Source organism: Deinococcus seoulensis, assembly GCF_014648115.1.
In the GTDB taxonomy this organism is placed as follows: Bacteria; Deinococcota; Deinococci; order Deinococcales; family Deinococcaceae; genus Deinococcus; species Deinococcus seoulensis.
The window spans coordinates 1-19,966 of sequence record NZ_BMQM01000014.1; the positions used below are offsets into that span (position 1 = coordinate 1).

Sequence of the window (19,966 nt, forward strand, 5' to 3'; positions counted from 1 at the left end):
TCTTCACAAACAGAAAGTGTCCCCTATCGGGGACGCTTTCTCATAATTTCTGTCAGGCGGTCAGGGTCTCCTATACGGTGAAGTTGAAACGACACCACCGAAAGGAGACCTGCCCCCATGTTACCCCTACTGCTGCTCTTCCTGGGATTGCCTGCCCATCAAACCCGCTTCTTCGCTCACCTCATTCCCCTCTGGCAAGCCATACCAGGTCGGGTCAACGCCAGGAACTTCAGCCGCTATAGCGAGTGGGATGAACGCACCTTCCGTCGATGGATGCACAAGACGCTGCCCTGGGGTGAACTGCACTGGGGACTGGTGCGACTCCTGATTCGCTGGGGGGTCCTCGGTTCACGCTTCATCCTGGCCATCGACGCCAGTTTCATTCCCAAGTCAGGCAAGAACACCGAAGGGCTCGGGGCATTCTGGAACGGCTCACAGAGCCGTTCCGAGACCGGACTGGAGTTGTCCTGCCTGGCCCTGATCAGCCTCACCGGACAGCATGCCTTCCCGCTGGACATCCGCCAGACCCGGCCCAAACAGGACCGGGCGGATCGCCTCGAACAGTATCTGGAGCAACTGAAAGACGTCTTCAGCCAGCGACGCACTTGGCTGTCCGGTCATCTGCGCGCGGTGGTTGCCGACGGTCAGTACGCCAAGAAGATGTTCATGGACGCCGTCCATGCCGAAAAGATTGCCTTCGTCACCAAGCTCCAGTCGAATGCCAATCTGCTCTACCCGTTTACGGGCGAGCATCCCACACGCCGGGGTGCCCGGCGGAAGTGGGGTGGCAAGGTCGATTTCAAAGACTGGAGCGGGTGGCAGAGCGTCCCGGGTGACGCTCAGGAGCGGGTGTGGACGCGGGTGGTGTGGGCGCCGCACTTCGACCGCTTTCTGCGGGTGGTGGTGATCGAGCGTCTGGACCGGAAGGGTCAGGTGAAGGCCCATGTGGTCCTGTGCAGCACGGATACGACCATGCCGGCGCAGGAGATCCGGGCGCTGTACAGCGCCCGGTTCCAACTGGAGTTCGTCTTCCGTGATGCCAAGCAGTTCGCGGGGCTGACGACCTGCCAACTGCGGTCGACGACGGGGCTGGAGAATCACTGGAACGCCGCGTGTTTCGCGTTGTCGCTGGGTCGTGCGGAGCAACTGCTGGAGCGGTCTGCCCGTACGGGCAGACCGGCGGGCGTGGTGCCGTTTTCGTACGAGGATGTGAAGCGCCGCGCGTATAACAGGCTGTTTGCCTCGCGAATTATGGCCAATCTGGGTCTTTCACGGCGATTCGCTGAATTGGAGGAACATCCGTCCAGGCCGCTGGATCTCGGCGTCAAAGCTGCTTGAACCTGTCCGCACCATTGGTCATGCGGAATTCGTCTGACCGCCTGTGGTCGGCCTGCCAGAGCAGCCCATGCGCAGCAGGCGAGGTGTGACCCCGTATTATGCTATTTACATATTTGATCTCGTGGGGTAGGGTGAAAAGTGAAAACCTTACTCTTCCATCTCCCTTCCGAGGTTCCCCATGATCGTCGAGACGAAACTGATCGGCCGCCGCACTCCCTTCGAACGCCGCCCCATCGACCTCCCGGACGGCCCGCACACCCTGGCGGGCCTCCTCACGCACCTCGTCGAGCATGAGGTCGCGGCGTACCGGGAACGCCAGGACAGCGTGGGCGTGCTGCGCGTCCTCACCGAACGCGAGTTGCAGGACGCCGCCCAGACCGGCCGTGTCACGGTCGCCCCGCAGGAACGCGGCGGCGACGTGCACACGCCCGACGCGGTCCGCACTGCGCTGACCGCCTTCCGGGACGGCCTGTACTACGTGTTCATCGACGAGCAGCAGGTCACGGAACTCGACGACCCCGTCACCATCCGCCCCGACAGTACCCTGCTGATCGTGCGCCTGACCGCGCTGGCGGGCGGATGAGCGGGGACGTGCAGGACCTGCTGCGCGCCAGTCAGCAGCCCTGGAAGGCGGCGTTCGAGGCGCGGCTGGCTTCCCTGCCCACGGAACTGGCCGGGCCGCTCGGCGCACTCCACCGGGGAAGCAGCGACCCGCAGGTCCGCGAGGGCCAGCAGCAGGCCGTCACGGACCTCCTGCACACCAGCACGCCAGAAGTCCGGCAGCTCATCGCGGCCGCGTTCTTCCCGCAGTTCCCGGAGCTGGCGGCCCGCACGCTGGAGGCCCTGCTCACCCGCCACCCGTACCCGCAGGGGTACGCCCGCCGCGCCTTCCGCGCCCCCGGTCACCGGCTGGCCGCCGCGCACGCGCAGGCGTGGCTGTGGCAGACCTGGCACGCCACCCGCGAGTACCCGCAGCCTATCGGGTGGTTCGCGGTGCACGCGGGCCTGCTGAACGCCTGGCAGGCGCACGGCCTGGGCCTGCTGCTCGGGCAGGCGATCAGCGACGGCAACGAGGAAGTGTACGGCGTGCTGCGCGACACGGCGGGCACGCAGCACCCGGTGGCGCGCATGGGCCGCCACGTGCCCGGCGCCCTGCTGAGCAGCACCCGCGAGGACGCCTGGACGCTCGCCGAGGGCCTGCTGCTCGCCGCGCAGCGCCAGGAGGGCCTGCGTCAGGTGATCCTCGAGACGGTGGACGAGGCCAGCCCGGACGCCTTCACCCGCCTGCTGCGCCTGATCCTGAAAGAGGACCTGCTGCGCTTCGCCGCGACCCTGCGCGCCGCGTGCGTGTGGTTCGGCCTGAACTACGACGTGACCGACCTGAAAACGGTACGCGCCCACCTCACGCAGGCGCTCGCCTTCCTGGGCGACCCGGCTGCCGCCCGCGCCACTGTGACGACCGGGGCGGGCGTGGACACGTACCTCGCGCTGTTCACGCTCGCCATGCGCGACGCCGTGCACGCCGCCGACCTCGCCCGCCCGCTGCTGGGGGACGCCGACGCCGCCCGCCGCATGGCCGCCGCGCAGTACCTGACGGCCGCCGAACTCCTCACGGACGACGACCGCCGGACCCTTCTGCGCGACCCGGACCTGCGCCTCGCCGCGCTGGCGGGCAGCGCCGTGAACCGCTGGGCGGGCAGCGACCTCTTCACCTTCGAGGCATTTGAAACCTACGCCCAGCGCCTGCCGGAATCGGCGCGGCACGACCCGCTCCTGTTCCCGTGGCTGGGGCAGATTCCGGCCCGCGACTCCGCCCTGGACGCCCTGCCCACCCTGCGCGGCGGGCGGCCCTTCACGGTCCTCGCCCCGCACCTGAACGGCATGAGCGTGTACGGCAAGACGGCCGTGCTGCGCGCCCTGGGCGAACAGGCGAAGGCGGCGCCGCTGGACGCCCCGACCCGCGCCCTGCTGCTGACCCTGCTTCAGGACCGCAACAGCAGCGTCTCGCAGGAAGCCGTGACCGTCATGGCGCACTTCACGCCCGAGCCCGCCGAGATCGGCGCCGTGCACACCCTGCTGAAACGCAGGAGCGCCGACCTGAGGCGCGGCCTGATCCGCCTGCTCGCCAGCGACCCCGCCCAGGCGCAGGCCAGCGCCCACACCCTGCTCGGCGGGAACACCGACCAGCGGCAGGCGGCCCTGCAACTCCTGATCGAGACGGGCGGCACCCTGCCCGGCGACTTCCGCCCGAAGAACGTCACCGAGCAGACCCTGCTCGCGCGCCTGACGGACCCCGGCTCGCAGGTCAGCCTGCACGACGGGCTGGGCCTGTTCGACCCGTCCCGCCTGACCCGCCCCGCGCCCCTGCACGCGCGCACGCGGGACTACCCGGCGGAATTGCAGCGCGGCGCGGCCCTGCTGCGCAGCCTGGACGCCCTGATCGTCCAGCACCGCGAGACGCCCCTGGTGGGCGTCGGCTGGGACGGCCGCGAGACCGTGCTGCTCGGCAACGTCAGCCCCTGGTACCTGCGGCCCGGCCGGGACGGGCAACCCATGCCGCTCGATGACCTGTGGCAGGCGTGGTGGAACGCCCGCCCGGACGCGCAGGACGGCGACCTGACCCGCATGCGCTGGACGCTGGCGCACTTCGTCGCCCGCAACGACACCACCGAAAGCGAACTGCAGAGCGAACTGGACGGCGCGGAACTGGGTCCTGCCACGCAGGTCGCGGCCGACATCTCCGACGCGGACGGCAGTGGAGCTGATGCCGATAGTTCCGATGCCCCCACTGCAACGCAGGTATTCCAGGACTTCCAGCGTATCTTCCGCCTCACGCTCGGGCCTCTTGTCGCCATGCGGCTGGAGCACCCGGACATCGCACGCGTGATCGTGGACGCCCTGCACGATCAGCACGCCACGCACACCGACACCGAGATGGCGCTGGACGCCTGGGAGACGGCCCTGAGTCACGTGCCGCTTGACCTCGAGTTGTGGGTCGATCCCAGATATTCCTGGCGCAGGGACGACCCCCGCGACCTGCTCGACCCGCTGCGCCCGCGTGGTGCCTGGGTCAGCTGGACGGCGGAGCACGTGCAGCGCCTGTGGAACGTGACCCTGCACCTGGGGCAGGCGTTCCCGGAGCTGCCGCGTCAACGGCCGGACACCGCGCTGCTGCTGCGCGCATACGAGCACGGCTGGGCGAACCGCGACGACCTGCTCGACCAGCTGATCGGAGCACGCCCGGAACGCGCAGGGTATTCCTCCGGCAGCGACTTCCGTGACCTGGGCGCCTACACGCGCCGGACCGTCCGGGCGGACCTGCCCACCCACCCGGACTGGCTGAGCGCCGTGAACGCCGTGCGCGAGAGGGTGCTGGAGGTGGAACTGGCGCGCGGGGATCTGGAGACGCCGGCCACGCGGCCCGCGCTGGCCCTGCAGGGCGCGCACGGTGCGGACCTGCCGCTGCGTCTGCTGGCCGCCCTGGGCAAGAATTCCCTGAAGCGCGGCTACCAGGGCCGCAACGAGAGCCGCGACGTGACGTTCAGTCACCTGATCCGCGTGTCGTTCCCGCTGCCGGGCGACACGCCCGCCGGGTTCCGCGCGCAGGCGCAGGCGCTGAAACTGACGGACGCGCGTCTGCTGGACCTCGCGATGTTCGCGCCGCAGTGGGCGCCGCTGGTGTCCGGCGCACTCGGCTGGCGGGGGTTGCAGGACGGCGTGTACTGGCTGCACGCGCACACCCGCGACAGCAACTGGAGCGTCCCGCAGGACGTCCGTGACGCGTGGGAGGCCGAGATCACCGAACGCACGCCCCTGAGCGCGGCCGACCTGACCGAGGGCGCCGTGGACGTCGAGTGGTTCCGGCGGACCCACGGGGCGCTGGGCGCGCAGCGGTTCGCGGCGTTGCTGGACGCCGCGAAGTACGCCAGCAGCAGCGGCGGGCACAAGCGGGCCGAAACGTTCGCCCGCGCGGTCCTCGGCGAGCTGGACGAAACGGAACTGCGCGCCCGTATTCACGACAGGCGCAACCAGGACGCCGTGCGCGCCCTGGGCCTGCTGCCCCTGCCACGCACGAAGGGGGCGGCGCGGGCGAAGGCGTCGGCGGCCCGTCACGTGACGGAACGCTACCGCGTGATCAGCGAGTTCCGGCGCGGCGCGCGGCAGTTCGGCGCTCAGCGGCAGGCCAGCGAGCGCCGCGCGGCCGACATCGGCCTGCACAACCTCGCCCGCACCGCCGGGTACACGGACCCGCAGCGGCTCGTGTGGGCCATGGAGGCCCGCACCGCGCCCGACTGGACGCAGACCGTCACCGTGGACGGCGTGACGCTCGGCATCGCCCTGACGGACGCCGGGGAGGCCAGCCTGACTGTCCGGCGCGACGAGAAGACCCTCAAAACCCTGCCGCCCGCCCTGAAGAAGGTGCCGGAGGTGATCGCCCTCCGGGAGAGCGTCACCGAGCTGAATGCCACGCGTCTGCGCATGCGCGCCGCGCTGGAGGACGCCATGATCCGCGGCGACCACCTGCAACCGCAGGAACTGAGTGACCTGGCCGCGCACCCCGTCATCGCGCCCATGCTGCGCAGCCTCGTGTGGGTCATGAACGAGGAGCACGCCGGGTGGTGGCAGGGCGACACCCTGGGCACGCCCGGCGGCCCCCGGGTGATCGGCGAGCACGCCCTGCGGCTCGCGCACCCGCACGACCTGTTCACGCTCGGGCAGTGGCCAGCCTTCCAGGCGCAGGTCATGGAACGCAGCGTCACGCAGCCGTTCAGGCAGGTGTTCCGCGAGTACTACCCGCCCACCCCGGCCGAGGCGGACGCGAAACGCAGCACCCGCTTCGACGGGCATCACGTGCAGCCCGGCAAGGCCGCCGCCCTCCTGAAAACACGCGGCTGGGTGCCGGTGCCCGAGGAAGGCGTCCGCAAGACCTGGCACGCCGAGGGCCTCAACGTGTGGATCGACACCAGCCTCGGCTACGGCACCCCGAACGAGGTCGAGGGCACCCCGCTGAACGCCGCGTACTTCCTGCCGCACGGCGCGACCGAACCCCTGACGCTCTCACAGGTGCCGCCCCGCGTGTTCAGCGAGACCATGCGCGACCTCGACCTCGTCGTGTCCGTCGCGCATGTGGGTGGCGTGGACCCGGAAGCCACGCAGAGCACCACCGAGATGCGCGCCGCCCTGCTGCGCGAGACGCTGCGCCTCCTGCAACTCGGCAACGTCCGCCTGGAGAACGACCACGCTCTGATCGACGGGCATCACGCGCGCTACACCGTGCACCTCGGCAGCGGCACCGTGCACCGCCAGCCCGGCGGATCCCTGTGCATCATTCCCGTGCACAACGCGCACCAGGGCCGGGTGTTCCTGCCGTTCGCGGACCCCGACCCGCGCACCGCCGAGGTCGTCAGCAAGGTCCTGCTGCTCGCCGAGGACCGCAGGATCCAGGACCCCACCATCCTCGAACAGCTGCGCTGACCGGCCGGGCGGGGCGGGGGACCGGGTCAGGGCGTGGTGCTTCAGCCCGGCACAGGCCAGCCCTGGACCGACACGCCGCCGAAGACAGCGCGTTGCAGGCCGGGCGAGAAGAAGTCGGGGCCGGGCGAACTGACCCGGTCCAGCGTGCCCAGGTGCTCTGGCGTGAGCTGCACCTCCAGCGAGGCGAGGTTCGCCGCGAGCTGCGCGGGTGTGCTGGCCCCGATCAGGGTGGATGTCACGCCCGGTTGCGCCGCCGCCCACGCGAGGGCCACCTGCGCGGGCGTGTGGCCGGTCTGCGCGGCGACTTCCCGCAGGGTGTCCAGGATCGCCCAGTTGCGGTCCGTGAATTTCGTGAACGGACCCTGGAACGGGTTGCTGCCGCTCAGGCGTCCCTGGCTGGCCGTGTCGGCGCGGGTGTACTTGCCGGTCAGGAACCCGCCGGCCAGCGGACTCCAGGGCACGAGGCCCATGCCGCTGTCGGCGGCGGCGGGACGATGCTCGGCTTCCAGTTGCCGGGCCACCAGTGAGTACTCCAGCTGACTGGCGACCGGTCCCGGCACGTGGTGCGCCTGCGCCAGCGTGGCCATCTTCGTGGCGTACCACGCGGGGATGTCCGACAGGCCGAAATAACGGATCTGCCCCGAGCGCACCAGATCACCCATGGTCTGCAAAACCTCTTCTGCGGGCGTGACCATGTCGTACACGTGCAGCCAGTACAGGTCGACGTAGTCGGTCCCGAGGCGCCGCAGAGACGCATTGAGGGCGGCGTGGATGTGCTTGCGGCCGTTCCCGCCAGCGTGCGGGTTGCCGGGCTGGACGTTGAAGCCGGACTTGGTCGCCAGGACCACCTGATCGCGGACGCCGCGCTCGGCGATGAAGCGGCCCACGAGTTCCTCGCTGCGCCCGCCGGAGTACACGTCGGCCGTGTCGATGAAGTTCCCGCCGCCCTGCAGGTAGGTGTCGAACACCTGCCCGGACACGTCGTCCGGGGAACCCCAGGCGGCGTTCCCGAAGGTCATGGTGCCCAGCGCCAGCGGGCTGACGATCAGGCCGGAGCGGCCCAGCGTGCGCCCGTCGCTCAGCTTCACGCGTGTGGTGGGGGTGCGCATCAGAAGCGCAGCCGGGTGTGGCTGATGCCGCCGTCCACGTCCAGAACGCTGCCGTGAATGAAGGCCGCCTCGTCCGTGAGCAGGAAGCGCACGGCGTGGGCGACATCGACCGGGCGCACGGGCCGGGCGGCGACCGTGGCGGCCGTCATGGCGTCCAGGACCGCGCCGTGCGCGGCGTTGCCGGGGGTCAGGGTGACGCCGGGCGCGACCGTGTTCACGCGCACGCCGCGCGGCCCGTACTCGGCGGCCCAGTTGCGCCCGAGCTGTTCGGCGGCTGCTTTCGAGGCGGTGTACAGCGCGCCGCTGGCCGTGCCGGTTCGGGCCATCCACGACCCGATGTTGACGATGTGGCCACTGCCGCGCGCGGCCATGCCCGGCGCGATGGCCGCCACCAGCACGTGCGGGGCGCGGATGTTGACGTTCAGGATCGCTTCGAGGTCGTCGTCGGTCAGGTCCTCGGTGGCGGTGACGGGGTACACGCCGGCATTGTTGACCAGGATGTCCACCTGCCCGCCGAGGGCGTCGGTGGCGTGGCGCGCGAAGGTGCGCACGTCGTCGGGCGTGCCGGACAGGTCGGCGGTGACGGCGGTCGCCTGCCCGCCAGCCCGCAGGATGCTGTCGGCGACGTGCCGGGCGCGGGCAGCGTCGCGTCCGCTGACGATCACGTGTGCGCCCGAGGCGGCCAGGACGCGCGCGGTGGCCTCGCCGATGCCGCCCGTGGACCCGGTGACGATGGCCGTGCGCCCGGCGAGGCGGGTGTCGGTGGGAAGACTGGAGAGCAGGTCGTCGTTGCTGGGTAGGGTCTGCATGGGGCGCCTCCTGGGGCAGTTGCCAGAGCGGTTGTATTGTGCAACTGGTTGCACGCTACCGTAACTGGTGCAATCATGCAAGCAGTGAAACCGGCCGCCCCCCCACCCCCCACCGGAACGCCCCGGTCAGGCTGCCCCGTCAGCCTCGGCCTCGACATCTTCGGAGACCGCTGGACCCTCCTGATCGTGCGCGACCTGATGTTCAGCGGCAAACGCCACTACCGCGAGATGCTCGCCTCCGACGAACATATCTCCTCGAACATCCTCGCCGACCGCCTCAAAACCCTGCTGGGCGAGGGCATCATCACCAAAACCGCCGACCCCACCCACCAGCAGAAAGTCATCTACAGCCTCACCGAGAAGGGCGTCTCACTGCTGCCCATCCTGATGGCGATCAGCGACTGGAGCCACGCCCACCGCCCCGTCAGCGACGCGTACCTTCCCGCGCCCGCCCCGGCGACCCTGCCGCCCGCCTGGCAGCAGGAACTGGACCGCGTGCGCGCCGCGCACCTGAACCCGGAACTGCTGTAGGCCAATCCGTCAGCCCCGGTGCCGTCAGGGCACTTCCTCCTCAGGGCACCTCCCCGAACGCGAGGTACACCCGCGCGACGAACGCCGGGTCGCCCAGCTGCCCGCCCAGCAGCTCCTCGATTCGCTTCAGGCGGTAACGCAGGGTGTTCAGGTGCAGGTTCATCTCATCTGCCAGCACGGCCAGTGAGCCCGTGTGGCCCAGGTAGGCGCGCAGAGTGGCGGCCAGTTTCCCGTCCGGGTCCCCGGCGCGCAGTCGGGCCTGCCAGTCGGCGGCGTGCGCGGCCCGCTCTGGGCTGTCCAGCAGGGGCCGCAGGGGGTCGGGCTGCGTGAAGGTGGCCGACCCGCGCGGCCCGGCGTGCGCGAGGGCCTGCGCCGCCTCCCGCAGCGCCGCGCCCACCGCGCCGGGGTCGGCGTGCGGGCGGCTCACGCCCAGGCGGAACGGGGCGGCTGTGGCGTTCAGCAGCGCCTCGTGCAACCCGGCCGCCCCGGCCGGATCGGCGGCGGGCCACAGCCACACGCTCACGTCACTGTCCCCCTGTGCGCGTACGGCGGTCAGGCTGGTCAGCCCCCGGCGGTAGAAGAAGCCCTCACCGACGCTGCACAGCACGTCCAGCTGCGCCGTGCGGGCCTCCCGCGCGCGGGCTGAACGCGGGGGCGGGCCGTCCAGGCGCAGCGCGGCGACCGTGAAGCCCTCGCCGGGTGGGAGTTGCGCCGCGTCCCCCGAGAGCAGTGCCTCGAACTGCCGCTCGCCGACCCGCCGCCGCGCCGCGCCCGCCGCCGCCGCCTGAAGCCGCGCCAGCCGCAGCAGTTCCGCGATCAGCGCCGCCAGATCCGCCCAGCCGGGATCGGCGCGCAGGTGTAGCGTCCCGACCGGGCGCCGCTCGAACGCCAGGGGCACCTCGGTCAGTTCCGCGCCGTCCGGAGCGTGCCCGGCGTGCGCCACGACGTCGCCCCAGCTGGCCCGCACGGTCACCTCGCCGCCCGTCACCCCTGCCAGCCAGCGGGCCAGCGCCGCCTCCGGTTGCGGGTGGTTCAGGGCGCGCTGCGCGCCGTCCAGCAGGGCGCGCAGGCCCGGCAGGTGCGGCCTTAGCGTGTCTGCCTGGAGGCGAGTGAACGCGGCGCGGACGTCCGCTGCCGGAACGTCAGGCACCGCACGAACAGCCGCTTCCACGTCCAGCACAACCTCATCGCCTGCTGTGTGGGAGAGGCCCAGCGCCTCCCGCAACGCCGCGAGCGTCACCGTCATGCCGTCCACCCCAGCCTGTGCATTGTCGATCTGGGCATTGTCGGATCATACAAAAGCCCTTGTGGTTTCTGTGCATCACGCCGTTGAGCCTCTCGCCCGCGCGGGCCTACGCTGCGGGGAAGCACAACTCACGTTCCGGGCGCATCCCGACGCGCCCCTCTCTGGAGGGTTCATGACCACCATTCCGTCCCCGTCCCCCGTGGACGCCCTGCACGACCGCCTGCGCGAGCCGCTGCGCCACTTCATCGGTGGCGAGTGGGTCAGCGCGCAGTCCGGCGACACCTTCGACTTCCACGCGCCCAGCGACAACCGCGTGCTGGGACAGGCCGCCAGTGGCGACGCGCGCGATATCGACCGCGCCGCGCAGGCCGCGCACGCCGCATTCCCCGCCTGGAAAGCCCTGAGCGGCAAGAAGCGCCGCGCGCTGCTGTACCGCGTCGCCGACCTGATTGAAGCCCGCGCGCACGACATTGCCGTGGCCGAGAGCACCGATACCGGGCAGCCCATCCGCTTCATGAAGAGTGCCGCCGTGCGCGCCGCCGAGAACTTCCGCTTCTTCGCCGACCGCGCCGAGGGCGCCCAGGACGGCCTGAGCCTCCCCACCGACGGTTTCCTGAACTACACCGTCCGCCAGCCCATCGGGCCGGTCGGCGTGATCACCCCCTGGAACACGCCGTTCATGCTGAGTTCCTGGAAGATCGCGCCCGCCCTGGCCGCCGGGTGCACGGTCGTGCACAAACCCGCCGAGTGGAGCCCGGTGACCGCCACGATCCTCGCGGAGATCATGCACGAGGCGGGCATTCCCGCCGGGGTGGTGAACCTCGTGCACGGCTTCGGCGAGAGCGCCGGGAAGGCCCTGACCGAGCACCCGCTGATCCGCGCCATCGCGTTCATCGGCGAGAGCCGCACCGGCAGTCTGATCCAGAAGCAGGGCGCGGACACCCTCAAACGCGTGCACCTCGAACTGGGCGGGAAGAACCCGGTCGTGGTGTTCGACGACGCCGACCTGGACAGGGCGCTGGACGCCGCGATCTTCATGATCTACTCCCTGAACGGACAGCGCTGCACGAGTTCCAGCCGCCTGCTCGTCCAGCGCGGCGTGCACGACCAGTTTGTCGAGCAGCTGGCCGCGCGCGTGGCGAACATCCGCGTGGGCGATCCGCTGGACCCCGCCACCGAGGTCGGCCCACTGATCCACCCCCGGCAGTTCGAGAAGGTCTGCTCGTACTTCGACGCGGCCCGCGCGGACGGCGCGACCATCCGGGTGGGCGGCGAACGCATCGGGGACACCGGGAATTACGTGCGCCCCACCCTCTTTACCGACGCCCGCAACGACATGCGCATCGCCCAGGAGGAGATCTTCGGCCCGGTCCTGACCGTCATCCCGTTCGACACGGACGGGGACGCCCTGCGGCTCGCGAACGACGTGCCGTACGGCCTCGCGGCGTACCTGTGGACGAACGACCTGACCCGCGCGCACACCTTCGCGCACGGCCTGGACAGCGGCATGATCTGGGTGAACAGCGAGAACGTCCGCCACCTCCCCACCCCGTTCGGCGGCATGAAGGCCAGCGGCATCGGCCGCGACGGCGGCGACTACTCCTTCGACTTCTACATGGAAACGAAGAACGTCGCCATCAACCTGGGCGGCCACCGCGCCCAGCAGCTCGGGATGCCCAGCAACAAGGAGAATTGAGATGGCCCGCACCGGACAGCAGTTCCTCGACCGCCTGCGCCTGAACCCGCCCCACCTGTACATCGACGGGCAGCGGGTGGAGGACGCCACCACGCACCCCGCCACGCGCAACATCGCCCATTCGCTGGCCGGGCTGTACGACCTGCAACACGACCCGCGTTACCGTGACGTCCTGACCTTCGAGGAGGGCGGCGAGCGGCACGCGACGGCATTCATGGTGCCCCGCACCAAGGAGGACCTGCGACGGATCGGCGAGGCGCACCGCCTCCGCGCGAACTACTCGCTGGGCACGCTGGGCCGCGCGCCGGACTACATGAACACGAACGTCATGGCCGCCGGGATTGCCAGCGCGTACTTCGACCAGTGCGAGTCCAGCGGCGAGCCGGGCTCGGGCCGGAACTTCAGTGAGAACATGCGCCGCTACTTCGAGTACGTGCGCGACCACGACCTGTGCCTCACGCATGCCCTGACGAACCCGCAGGTGAACCGCAGCAAGCAGGCGTCTGAGCTGCCCGACCCGTACATCGCCATGGGCATCGTCGAGGAAACCGAGGCCGGTGTGATCGTGCGCGGCGCGCGCATGCTCGCCACCCTCCCCATCGCGGACGAGATCCTGATTTTCCCCTCGACCGTGATCAAGGAGAACGGCGACCGCAGCCGCTACGCCATCGGCTTCGGGCTGCCCACGAACACGAAGGGCCTGTACTTCCAGTGCCGTGAACCCTTCGACCTGGGCCGCGACGTGGAAGACCACCCGCTGTCCAGCCGTTTCGACGAGCAGGACGCATTCGTGATTTTCGACGACGTGCTCGTGCCGTGGGAGCGCGTGTTCCTGATGTACGACATGACCCTCGCCAACCAGGCGTACGCCAGGACCGACGCCGTGCTGCACATGGCGTACCAGGTCGTGAACCAGAAGGTCAGCAAGACGGAAGCGTTCCTGGGCCTCGCGCAGAGCATCGTGGACACCGTCGGCAGCGGGCAGTTCCAGCACGTGCAGAGCAAGGTCAGCGAGATCATCGTGACCCTGGAGATCATGAAGGCCCTGCGGGTGGCCGCCGTGGAGGGCGCGCAGCTCAACGCGTACGGTGTCATGACGCCCGCGCGAGGCCCGCTGGATGCCGCGCGGAACTACTACCCGGCGATCTACCCGCGCCTGAACGAGATCATCCAGCTGCTCGGCGCGTCCGGGATCATCATGATGCCCAGCCGGGCCGACCGCGAGGGGCCACTCGGGGCGTTCATCGAGAAGCACCTGCAGGCCACGAACGCCAGCGCCGAGGAGCGGCTCAAGCTCTTCCGCCTCGCGTGGGACCTGACCCTGAGCAGCTTCGGCGCGCGGCAGAACCTGTACGAGAAGCACTTCTTCGGCGACCCCATCCGCATGCACAGCGCCCTGTACGAGGTCTACGACAAGAAACCCTACGTGCAGCGCATCCGCGAGTTCATCCACCAGCCTCAACCCAACCAGTCCAAAACCGTGGCGGCGGACTGACATGCAGACGCCGAACACCATCCGCATCGCGCACGGCATCTTCTACGTCACCGACCTCGCCGCCTCCCGCCACTTCTACGTGGACCTGCTGGGCCTGAACGTCCTGCATGAGACCGACGGCGCCCTGTACCTGCGCGCCAACGAGGACCGCGAGTGGACGCTGAAACTCGAACTCGCGCCCGAGGCCGGCGTGAAGCACCTCGCCTACCGCGTGGGCACGGACGCCGACCTGGACGCCCTGACCGTGTTCCTGGACGCACAGGGTATTCCGTGGCGCTGGGAGACGGAACTCGACCGGCCGCGCCTGCTGCGCTTCCAGGACCCGTACGGCGTGCCCGTCGCGTTCTACGCTCAGTCCGTCAAGCACCCCTGGTTGCTGCAGGACTACCACCTGCACCGCGGCGCGGGCCTGCAACGCATCGACCACATCAACGTCATGACCCCGGACGTGGAAGGCGTGATGCGCTGGTACATGGACCACCTCGGCTTCCGCCTCAGCGAGTACACCGAGGACGACCACGGACGCATCTGGGCGGCCTGGATTCAGCGGCGCGGCAGCGTGCACGACCTCGCCCTGACCAACGGCATGGGGCCGAGGCTGCATCACTTCGCGTACTGGATGCCGGACATGGGGAGCATCATCCGCACCTGCGACATCCTCGCGGGCGCCCGCATGCCCGAACACATCGAACGCGGCCCCGGCCGCCACGGCGTCAGCAACGCATTCTTCCTGTACATCCGCGACCCCGACGGGCACCGCATCGAGCTGTACACCTGCGACTACCTGACCGTCGACCCGGACTTCGAACCGATCCGCTGGTCGCTGAACGACCCGCGCCGCCAGACCCTCTGGGGCGCCAAAACCCCGAAAAGCTGGTTCGAGGAAGGCTCCCTGCTCGAAGCCTACGACGGCGGCTGGGTGCAGCCCCGCGAGAGCGACCTGAAAGGCCTGCCCGTCCACGTGATTTAAGTTGAGTGAACCCCTCCGCCCCCTGACGGGGGCACCTCTGCTCCGCAGCTCTACGAGTCCCCTCGAAGGGGAGGCTAAAAAACTCTCCTGCGCGGTTTGGCTCCCCTCTAAGGGGAGCTGGCCGCGAAGCGGCCTGAGGGGTCCCCCCGCGACTCCGTTCCCAACCGAGGTTTCCCTGATGAAAACTGCGAATTTTATGGCCCGAGGTCGTCAGCACCGTGGCGTGCTGCAAGGCGGCATGCTGATCGACGCGGCGGGTGAGGCGCACCGTCCGGACGAGGTGCAGTTCCTGCTGCCGGTGAATCCCGGGAAGGTGATCGCGCTGGCGCTGAACTACGCCGATCACAACGCGGAGCTGGGCTTCAAGACGCCGGAGGAGCCGGTGATGTTCCTGAAGCCGAACACGAGTCTGTTGCCGCACGGCGGGACGGTGGAGTACCCGCGTGGGGCGCAGTTCATGCACTACGAGGTGGAACTGGGCATCGTGATCGGCCGGGACGCGCGGCGCGTGAAGGTGAAGGACGCAGAAGACTACATCGGCGGGTACACCATTGCGAACGATCTGGTGGTGCGTGATTACGTGAGCAACTACTACCGCCCGCCCATGCGTGCCAAGGGCTGGGATACCTTCGGGCCGCTGGGGCCGTACCTCGTGTCGGCGGACGAGGTGCCGGACCCCTACAACCTGGGTCTGCGCGCCTTCGTGAACGGCGAGCTGCGCCAGGAGGGCAACACGCGCGACATGATCCTGCGCGGGCCGGAACTGATCGAGTTCATGAGCCGCTTCATGACCCTGCAGGCGGGCGACGTGATCCTGACCGGCACACCGAAAGGTGTGTCGCACGTGAAGCCGGGGGACGTGATGCGCCTGGAGATCGACGGGCTGGGCGCGCTGGAAAACCCGGTGGCCTGGGAGTCGGAGGATGCCGAACCGCTGATCGCGCAGGAAGGGCAGCGGATCTGATGCCGCACCTGACCGTCGAGTACACCGACAACCTGAATGCGCCGCGCGTGCCGGAGCTGCTGCGCGCCCTGAACGGGGTGCTGCTGGCCCGTCCGGACGTGTACCCGCCGGGCGGCATCCGCGCGCGCGCGCACCGCCTGACGGAGTACGTGGTGGCCGAGGGCGCGCATGACGACGCGTTCGTGCACGTCACCCTGAAGATCGCCGCCGGGCGCAGCGAGACCGTGAAGGCCGAGACGGGCGCGGCGCTGTTCGAGGTGCTGAAAAACCACTTCGCGGCGGACTTCGAGTCCCGCTTCCTGGCCCTGTCGCTGGAGATCGCGGAGTTCAGCGAGGCCGGGACCTTCAAGCACAACAACATCCACGCCCGCTACCGCAGGGAGCAGGCATGACGGGCCTCTCTGACGCGCAGGTGCAGGACGCCGCGCGCCGCCTGCACGCCGCCGAGCAGACCCGCACGCCCATGCGGCAGCTGTCCGGCCAGTACCCCGGCCTGACCATCGCAGACGCATACCGCGTTCAGGACGCCTGGGTGAGCCACAAGCTCACGCAGGGCCGCCGGGTGATCGGGCACAAGATCGGCCTGACGTCGCGCGCCATGCAGCAGGCCGTGAACATCGACGAACCCGACTACGGCACCCTGCTGGACGACATGGTGTTCAGCGAGTTGCAACCCATCCCGTCCGGGCGGTTCATCGTGCCGCGCGTGGAGGTGGAACTGGCGTTCATCCTCGGCAAGGACCTGCGCGGGCCGAACGTGACGGTCATGGACGTGCTGGACGCCACGCGCTGGGTGGTCCCCGCCGCCGAGATCATCGACGCGCGCATCGAACGGGTGGACCGCGAGACCGGCGCGACCCGGAAGGTGACGGACACCATCAGCGACAACGCCGCGAACGCCGGGATCGTCCTGGGCGGGCGGCCCGTGCGGCCTACCGATGTGGACCTGCGCTGGGTGGGCGCGCTGCTGTTCCGCAACGGCGTGATCGAGGAGACCGGCGTGGCGGCCGGCGTGCTGAACCACCCGGCCGAGGGCGTGGCGTGGCTCGCCAACCGTCTCGCGCCGCATGGCGTGACGCTGCGGGCAGGGGAGACGGTGCTGGCCGGGTCGTTCGTGCGCCCGGTGGACGCCGCGCCCGGCGACATCTTCCACGCGGATTACGGCCCGCTGGGCAGCGTGACCCTGAGGTTCGCGCGGTGAGCGCCCCCGACCTGCACAACCCCCTGAAGGCGGCCCTGGCGCGCGGGGAGTTCCAGCTGGGCCTGTGGCTGGCGCTGGCCGACCCGTACAGCGCCGAGATCATCGCCGGGGCGGGCTTCGACTGGCTGCTGATCGACGGCGAACACGCGCCGAACGACGTGCGCAGCACCCTTCTGGTGCTCCAGGCCCTCGCGGCGTACCCGGTGATGCCCATCGTGCGGCCTCCCATCGGGCAGACGCACCTGCTCAAGCAGTACCTCGACCTGGGCGTGCAGACGCTGCTGATTCCCATGGTGGAAAGCGGCGCGCAGGCCCGCGACCTCGTCGCCGCGACCCGCTACCCGCCGCGCGGTGTGCGGGGCGTGGGCAGCGCGATTGCCCGTGTCTCGCGCTGGAATGCCGTGCCGGACTACCTGCACCGCGCCGACGAGCAGGTGTGCCTGCTGGTGCAGGTCGAGAGCGCCGCCGGACTCGCCGCGCTGGACGACATCCTGGCCGTCGAGGGCGTGGACGGCGTATTCATCGGCCCGGCGGACCTGAGCGCCAGCCTGGGCCACCTCGGGAACCCCGCGCACCCGGACGTGCAGGCCGCGATCCTCGACGCGGTCAGGCGCACCCGCACGGCCGGGAAGGCGGCAGGCATCCTCTGCACCGAGGCTCAGGTGCCGCACTACCGCGCGGCGGGCTGCACGTTCATCGCAGCGGGCGTGGACACCACCCTCCTGGCCCGCGCCGCCCGCGACCTGGCCGGGCGATTCCAGTCCGACACCGGCCAGGACGTGTACTGACACGGAGTCCTTATCAGAGGCTCAGGATGCTGCGGAGCGCGGTGTGGACAGGCGCGTACTCGGTGGTCGTCAGGGTGTTCAGGCGCCTTGCGACCTGACCGGCGTCGAGTGCGCGCAACTGGTCGGTGAGGACGACTGAATCGACCGGCAGACCACCGGCGCCAGCGGGGAGGATGGGGTAGAGGCCGGGGGCTGCACTGGCCCACGGTTGCCCCCGGTGGGTCGTCACTGGAACCACCAGGATCATCGGGTACCGGTCGGTGCCGGCGCGCTGCGGCAGACCGACAACCACGGCAGGACGGTACCCTTCCTGCTCGCGGCCGTTCGGGACCTGCTGTGGCAGCCGGGCAACAATCACGTCCCCGGGTTTGAGGGCGACCGATCCGCTCAATGTTCCGCCGCGATTTCGCCGCTGGCCGTGACGTGTACCGCCTTGCCCAGGGTGAGGGGGTCGACTCCGCCCCAGTCGTAGGGTTCTTCGTCGGCGAGGCGTGACAGGTCGGCTGTCTGCCATGAGGTGTCTTCGGCACTGCGGGTTTCCACGATGGCGATCAGGTCGTTCGGCGTGACGTCTTCGCCCGTGACGCGCCGTAGTCCGGCGATCACCTGAGAGAGGACATCGAAGCTGACCGACTGGGGTGTCTCTTCAGCGGCGAGTCGGTAGATCGTTGCCTGCCGCATTTCGGGAAGGGCTTTCGCCAGCCTGTACGGCGTGATCCCGTGGGCCTGGAGGTAGGCTCTGAGTTTCCACTGTGCCTGCATCATAGGAGAAGCATACTCTGGAGTACCTGTCAGGAGGAGTACTCTTGAGCGTACTATCGCCGAATGCAGGTAGGCAGGCACCGAGGCGGGACGCGCCTGATCAAGCCCGGCTCCCCTGCAGAACCCGGCTGTTGAGGTCGCGATGATGTGGCGGGTGACCCCGAACTGTGACGTGAGGGAGGGGAGAAGTGACCTGAACCGGCACTCCTCCCCTCCCTCATGCGTCGTGTGCCGTGGTCAGAGTTCGGGTTTGCTGCGGCGGACGTTGTAGCTCTGGCTGGCGGCGCGTTTGCGGGCCAGGAGCTCGTCGGTGGCGAAGTCCTGGTCGAGGCTGAGGAGTTCGTCCACGTCGCTCTGCAACCCGTGCAGGTGCAGGGCGCTCAGGCGCTGGCTCTCGCGGGTCAGGGTGGTGCGGGACTGCTGGATGTTTCCGGCGGCGGCGTACGCGACGGCCTGCTCGCGGACGCGGGCGGCGCGCAGGCGTTCGGCGGCCAGGGCCACGCGGGGGTCGTCGGGCAGCGCGGCGTACGAATCGGCGTCCAAGACCGGGAGGGTCAGTTGCGCGCGGAGGGTCTGCCGGAGGCTCTGCCGGTCGTTCCAGGCGAGGCGTACGCGGGTCACGCCGGTGGCGGGCGCGGCGCTCTGCGCGGGCACGTGCAGCGTCAGGACGAGATCGAGCGGCTGTCCGGCCTTCAGGTTCGGGAGTTGCCAGCGGCCGTACGAATTGCGGGGCAGGTCGTTCAGTACGTCGCAGCGCAGGCTGCCGAGCGCCGGGTTGGGTTCGATGCCCAGGCTGACGGTCTGCCCGGTGGTGCGGGTCAGGCCCTGCAACTCGGCGCTGAAGAACGCGGGGAGGCCTTCCTCGTTCTCGATGTGTTCGTAGTTGCCGTCCCCGGCGTCGGCCATGGCCTGCAGCAGCGTCTCGTCGTAGTGGCGGCCCAGGCCGACGGTGCTGGTGCTGACGCCGCGCGCGGTGAGGCCCCGGACGTGCTGCGCGATCACGTCGGTGCGGGTCTCGCCGGCGTTGGCCTGCCCGTCGCTGAGGATCAGGACGCGGTTGAGGGCCTGCGGGTCGAGGTGCTGCGCGGTCAGCATGGCGCCTTCGAGCCAGCCGCCGTACAGGTTGGTGCTGCCCCGGTCCGTGACGCCTTCCACGGCGCGGCACAGGGTTTCGGGGTCCGTGACGTGCTGCGGGGCGATGACGGTGTCGATGGAGTCGTCGAACGCGACGACGCTGACGCGGTCGTGGGGTTGCATCAGGCGGATGGCGGTCTGCGTGGCGCGGCGGGCCATCTCGATGGGCTGGCCGCTCATGGAGCCGCTGCGGTCGATGATGAACGACAGGTTCAGCGGGGGCCGCGTGCCGTTGCCGCTGGGGGCGGGGGCCGGGTGGACGCGCAGCAGGACGGTCAGTTCGCTGTCCTGTCCGGCGGGCAGGGCGGCGCGCAGGGGCAGGAGTTCGAGGGTGGGCATCTGGGGGAGGTGGGTCATGGCGGGCTCCTGTGGGTGCAGAGGGGGATCCACCGGCCGGTCAGGGTCGGGTGGCGTGTGGTGCGGGCCGGGCTGGGTGGAACTGAAACAA

The 19,966-nt window shown here is 69.8% G+C and carries 17 protein-coding genes; 11 read left to right on the forward strand and 6 right to left on the reverse strand.

Features of this window, described 5'->3' with window-relative positions:
- Positions 1–117 precede the first annotated feature (117 nt).
- From IEY70_RS11025 to IEY70_RS11035, 3 genes are all read left to right on the forward strand, one after another.
- On the forward strand, positions 118–1,338 hold the full coding sequence (locus IEY70_RS11025; protein ID WP_189065074.1) for a transposase: 1,221 nt from the start codon (positions 118–120) through the stop codon (positions 1,336–1,338).
- Between the two features lie 178 nt (positions 1,339–1,516).
- Positions 1,517–1,921 carry a hypothetical protein gene (locus IEY70_RS21035; protein ID WP_229777855.1) on the forward strand — a complete coding sequence of 135 codons (405 nt, stop codon included), beginning with the start codon at positions 1,517–1,519 and terminating at the stop codon, positions 1,919–1,921.
- On the forward strand, positions 1,918–6,813 hold the full coding sequence (locus tag IEY70_RS11035; protein ID WP_189065075.1) for a DUF4132 domain-containing protein: 4,896 nt from the start codon (positions 1,918–1,920) through the stop codon (positions 6,811–6,813). The genes IEY70_RS21035 and IEY70_RS11035 overlap by 4 nt, the downstream gene beginning before the upstream one ends.
- A 41-nt stretch (positions 6,814–6,854) precedes the next feature.
- Here IEY70_RS11035 and IEY70_RS11040 read toward each other — a convergent pair whose 3' ends face one another.
- Positions 6,855–7,922 carry an aldo/keto reductase gene (locus tag IEY70_RS11040; protein ID WP_229777856.1) on the reverse strand — a complete coding sequence of 356 codons (1,068 nt, stop codon included), beginning with the start codon at positions 7,920–7,922 and terminating at the stop codon, positions 6,855–6,857.
- Entirely contained in the window at positions 7,922–8,731 is an 810-nt protein-coding gene (locus IEY70_RS11045; protein WP_189065076.1) for an SDR family NAD(P)-dependent oxidoreductase, read from the reverse strand. Before IEY70_RS11045 ends, IEY70_RS11040 begins: the two co-directional genes overlap by 1 nt.
- 75 nt (positions 8,732–8,806) lie before the next feature.
- Between IEY70_RS11045 and IEY70_RS11050 the strand changes: the two genes are divergently transcribed.
- Positions 8,807–9,262 carry a winged helix-turn-helix transcriptional regulator gene (locus IEY70_RS11050; RefSeq protein ID WP_189065077.1) on the forward strand — a complete coding sequence of 152 codons (456 nt, stop codon included), beginning with the start codon at positions 8,807–8,809 and terminating at the stop codon, positions 9,260–9,262.
- A 40-nt stretch (positions 9,263–9,302) separates the two neighbouring features.
- Here the strand turns inward: IEY70_RS11050 and IEY70_RS11055 are convergent, their stop codons facing one another.
- Positions 9,303–10,508 carry a PucR family transcriptional regulator gene (locus IEY70_RS11055; protein WP_189065078.1) on the reverse strand — a complete coding sequence of 402 codons (1,206 nt, stop codon included), beginning with the start codon at positions 10,506–10,508 and terminating at the stop codon, positions 9,303–9,305.
- A 172-nt stretch (positions 10,509–10,680) separates the two neighbouring features.
- Here IEY70_RS11055 and hpaE point away from each other — a divergent pair, with 172 nt between their 5' ends.
- From hpaE to hpaI, 7 genes are all read left to right on the forward strand, one after another.
- Positions 10,681–12,204, forward strand: a complete 1,524-nt coding sequence (gene hpaE / locus IEY70_RS11060) for a 5-carboxymethyl-2-hydroxymuconate semialdehyde dehydrogenase (protein ID WP_189065079.1) — start codon at positions 10,681–10,683, stop codon at positions 12,202–12,204.
- Between the two features lies 1 nt (position 12,205).
- Complete coding sequence (hpaB, locus tag IEY70_RS11065) at positions 12,206–13,699, forward strand: 4-hydroxyphenylacetate 3-monooxygenase, oxygenase component (RefSeq protein WP_189065080.1); 1,494 nt, start codon at positions 12,206–12,208, stop codon at positions 13,697–13,699.
- Position 13,700: 1 nt separating this feature from the next.
- Complete coding sequence (hpaD, locus tag IEY70_RS11070; RefSeq protein ID WP_189065081.1) at positions 13,701–14,669, forward strand: 3,4-dihydroxyphenylacetate 2,3-dioxygenase; 969 nt, start codon at positions 13,701–13,703, stop codon at positions 14,667–14,669.
- Positions 14,670–14,847: 178 nt separating this feature from the next.
- Entirely contained in the window at positions 14,848–15,633 is a 786-nt protein-coding gene (locus IEY70_RS11075) for a fumarylacetoacetate hydrolase family protein (RefSeq protein ID WP_189065082.1), read from the forward strand.
- A complete protein-coding gene (locus IEY70_RS11080; protein WP_189065083.1) occupies positions 15,633–16,025 on the forward strand; it encodes a 5-carboxymethyl-2-hydroxymuconate Delta-isomerase in 393 nt (130 codons plus the stop codon). The genes IEY70_RS11075 and IEY70_RS11080 overlap by 1 nt, the downstream gene beginning before the upstream one ends.
- Entirely contained in the window at positions 16,022–16,834 is an 813-nt protein-coding gene (hpaH, locus tag IEY70_RS11085) for a 2-oxo-hept-4-ene-1,7-dioate hydratase (protein ID WP_189065084.1), read from the forward strand. The genes IEY70_RS11080 and hpaH overlap by 4 nt, the downstream gene beginning before the upstream one ends.
- Positions 16,831–17,622 (forward strand): 4-hydroxy-2-oxoheptanedioate aldolase, encoded by a 792-nt coding sequence (gene hpaI / locus IEY70_RS11090; protein WP_229777857.1) that lies wholly within the window; start codon positions 16,831–16,833, stop codon positions 17,620–17,622. The genes hpaH and hpaI overlap by 4 nt, the downstream gene beginning before the upstream one ends.
- Positions 17,623–17,635: 13 nt before the next feature.
- Here hpaI and IEY70_RS11095 read toward each other — a convergent pair whose 3' ends face one another.
- The 3 genes from IEY70_RS11095 to IEY70_RS11100 all read right to left on the reverse strand — a co-directional run bounded on the left by IEY70_RS11095 (position 17,636) and on the right by IEY70_RS11100 (position 19,875).
- The gene (locus tag IEY70_RS11095) at positions 17,636–17,980 is read right to left on the reverse strand and encodes a type II toxin-antitoxin system PemK/MazF family toxin (protein ID WP_229777859.1); all 345 of its coding nucleotides are present in this window, start codon (positions 17,978–17,980) and stop codon (positions 17,636–17,638) included.
- 29 nt (positions 17,981–18,009) lie between these two features.
- The gene (locus IEY70_RS21040) at positions 18,010–18,387 is read right to left on the reverse strand and encodes a helix-turn-helix domain-containing protein (RefSeq protein WP_229777860.1); all 378 of its coding nucleotides are present in this window, start codon (positions 18,385–18,387) and stop codon (positions 18,010–18,012) included.
- Between the two features lie 234 nt (positions 18,388–18,621).
- The gene (locus IEY70_RS11100) at positions 18,622–19,875 is read right to left on the reverse strand and encodes a vWA domain-containing protein (RefSeq protein ID WP_229777862.1); all 1,254 of its coding nucleotides are present in this window, start codon (positions 19,873–19,875) and stop codon (positions 18,622–18,624) included.
- Positions 19,876–19,966: the final 91 nt, after the last annotated feature.

Excerpts from the sequence above, each read along its gene's own strand:
- hpaH (WP_189065084.1), top strand. The coding sequence starts at position 16,022 with ATGACGGGCCTCTCTGACGCGCAGGTGCAGGACGCCGCGCGCCGCCTG.
- IEY70_RS11050 (WP_189065077.1), top strand. The coding sequence starts at position 8,807 with ATGCAAGCAGTGAAACCGGCCGCCCCCCCACCCCCCACCGGAACGCCC.
- IEY70_RS11100 (WP_229777862.1), bottom strand. The coding sequence starts at position 19,875 with ATGACCCACCTCCCCCAGATGCCCACCCTCGAACTCCTGCCCCTGCGC.
- IEY70_RS11035 (WP_189065075.1), top strand. The coding sequence starts at position 1,918 with ATGAGCGGGGACGTGCAGGACCTGCTGCGCGCCAGTCAGCAGCCCTGG.
- IEY70_RS21035 (WP_229777855.1), top strand. The coding sequence starts at position 1,517 with ATGATCGTCGAGACGAAACTGATCGGCCGCCGCACTCCCTTCGAACGC.
- IEY70_RS11075 (WP_189065082.1), top strand. The coding sequence starts at position 14,848 with ATGAAAACTGCGAATTTTATGGCCCGAGGTCGTCAGCACCGTGGCGTG.
- IEY70_RS11040 (WP_229777856.1), bottom strand. The coding sequence starts at position 7,922 with ATGCGCACCCCCACCACACGCGTGAAGCTGAGCGACGGGCGCACGCTG.
- IEY70_RS11045 (WP_189065076.1), bottom strand. The coding sequence starts at position 8,731 with ATGCAGACCCTACCCAGCAACGACGACCTGCTCTCCAGTCTTCCCACC.
- IEY70_RS11025 (WP_189065074.1), top strand. The coding sequence starts at position 118 with ATGTTACCCCTACTGCTGCTCTTCCTGGGATTGCCTGCCCATCAAACC.
- hpaE (WP_189065079.1), top strand. The coding sequence starts at position 10,681 with ATGACCACCATTCCGTCCCCGTCCCCCGTGGACGCCCTGCACGACCGC.
- IEY70_RS21040 (WP_229777860.1), bottom strand. The coding sequence starts at position 18,387 with ATGATGCAGGCACAGTGGAAACTCAGAGCCTACCTCCAGGCCCACGGG.
- hpaD (WP_189065081.1), top strand. The coding sequence starts at position 13,701 with ATGCAGACGCCGAACACCATCCGCATCGCGCACGGCATCTTCTACGTC.
- hpaB (WP_189065080.1), top strand. The coding sequence starts at position 12,206 with ATGGCCCGCACCGGACAGCAGTTCCTCGACCGCCTGCGCCTGAACCCG.
- IEY70_RS11080 (WP_189065083.1), top strand. The coding sequence starts at position 15,633 with ATGCCGCACCTGACCGTCGAGTACACCGACAACCTGAATGCGCCGCGC.
- IEY70_RS11055 (WP_189065078.1), bottom strand. The coding sequence starts at position 10,508 with ATGACGGTGACGCTCGCGGCGTTGCGGGAGGCGCTGGGCCTCTCCCAC.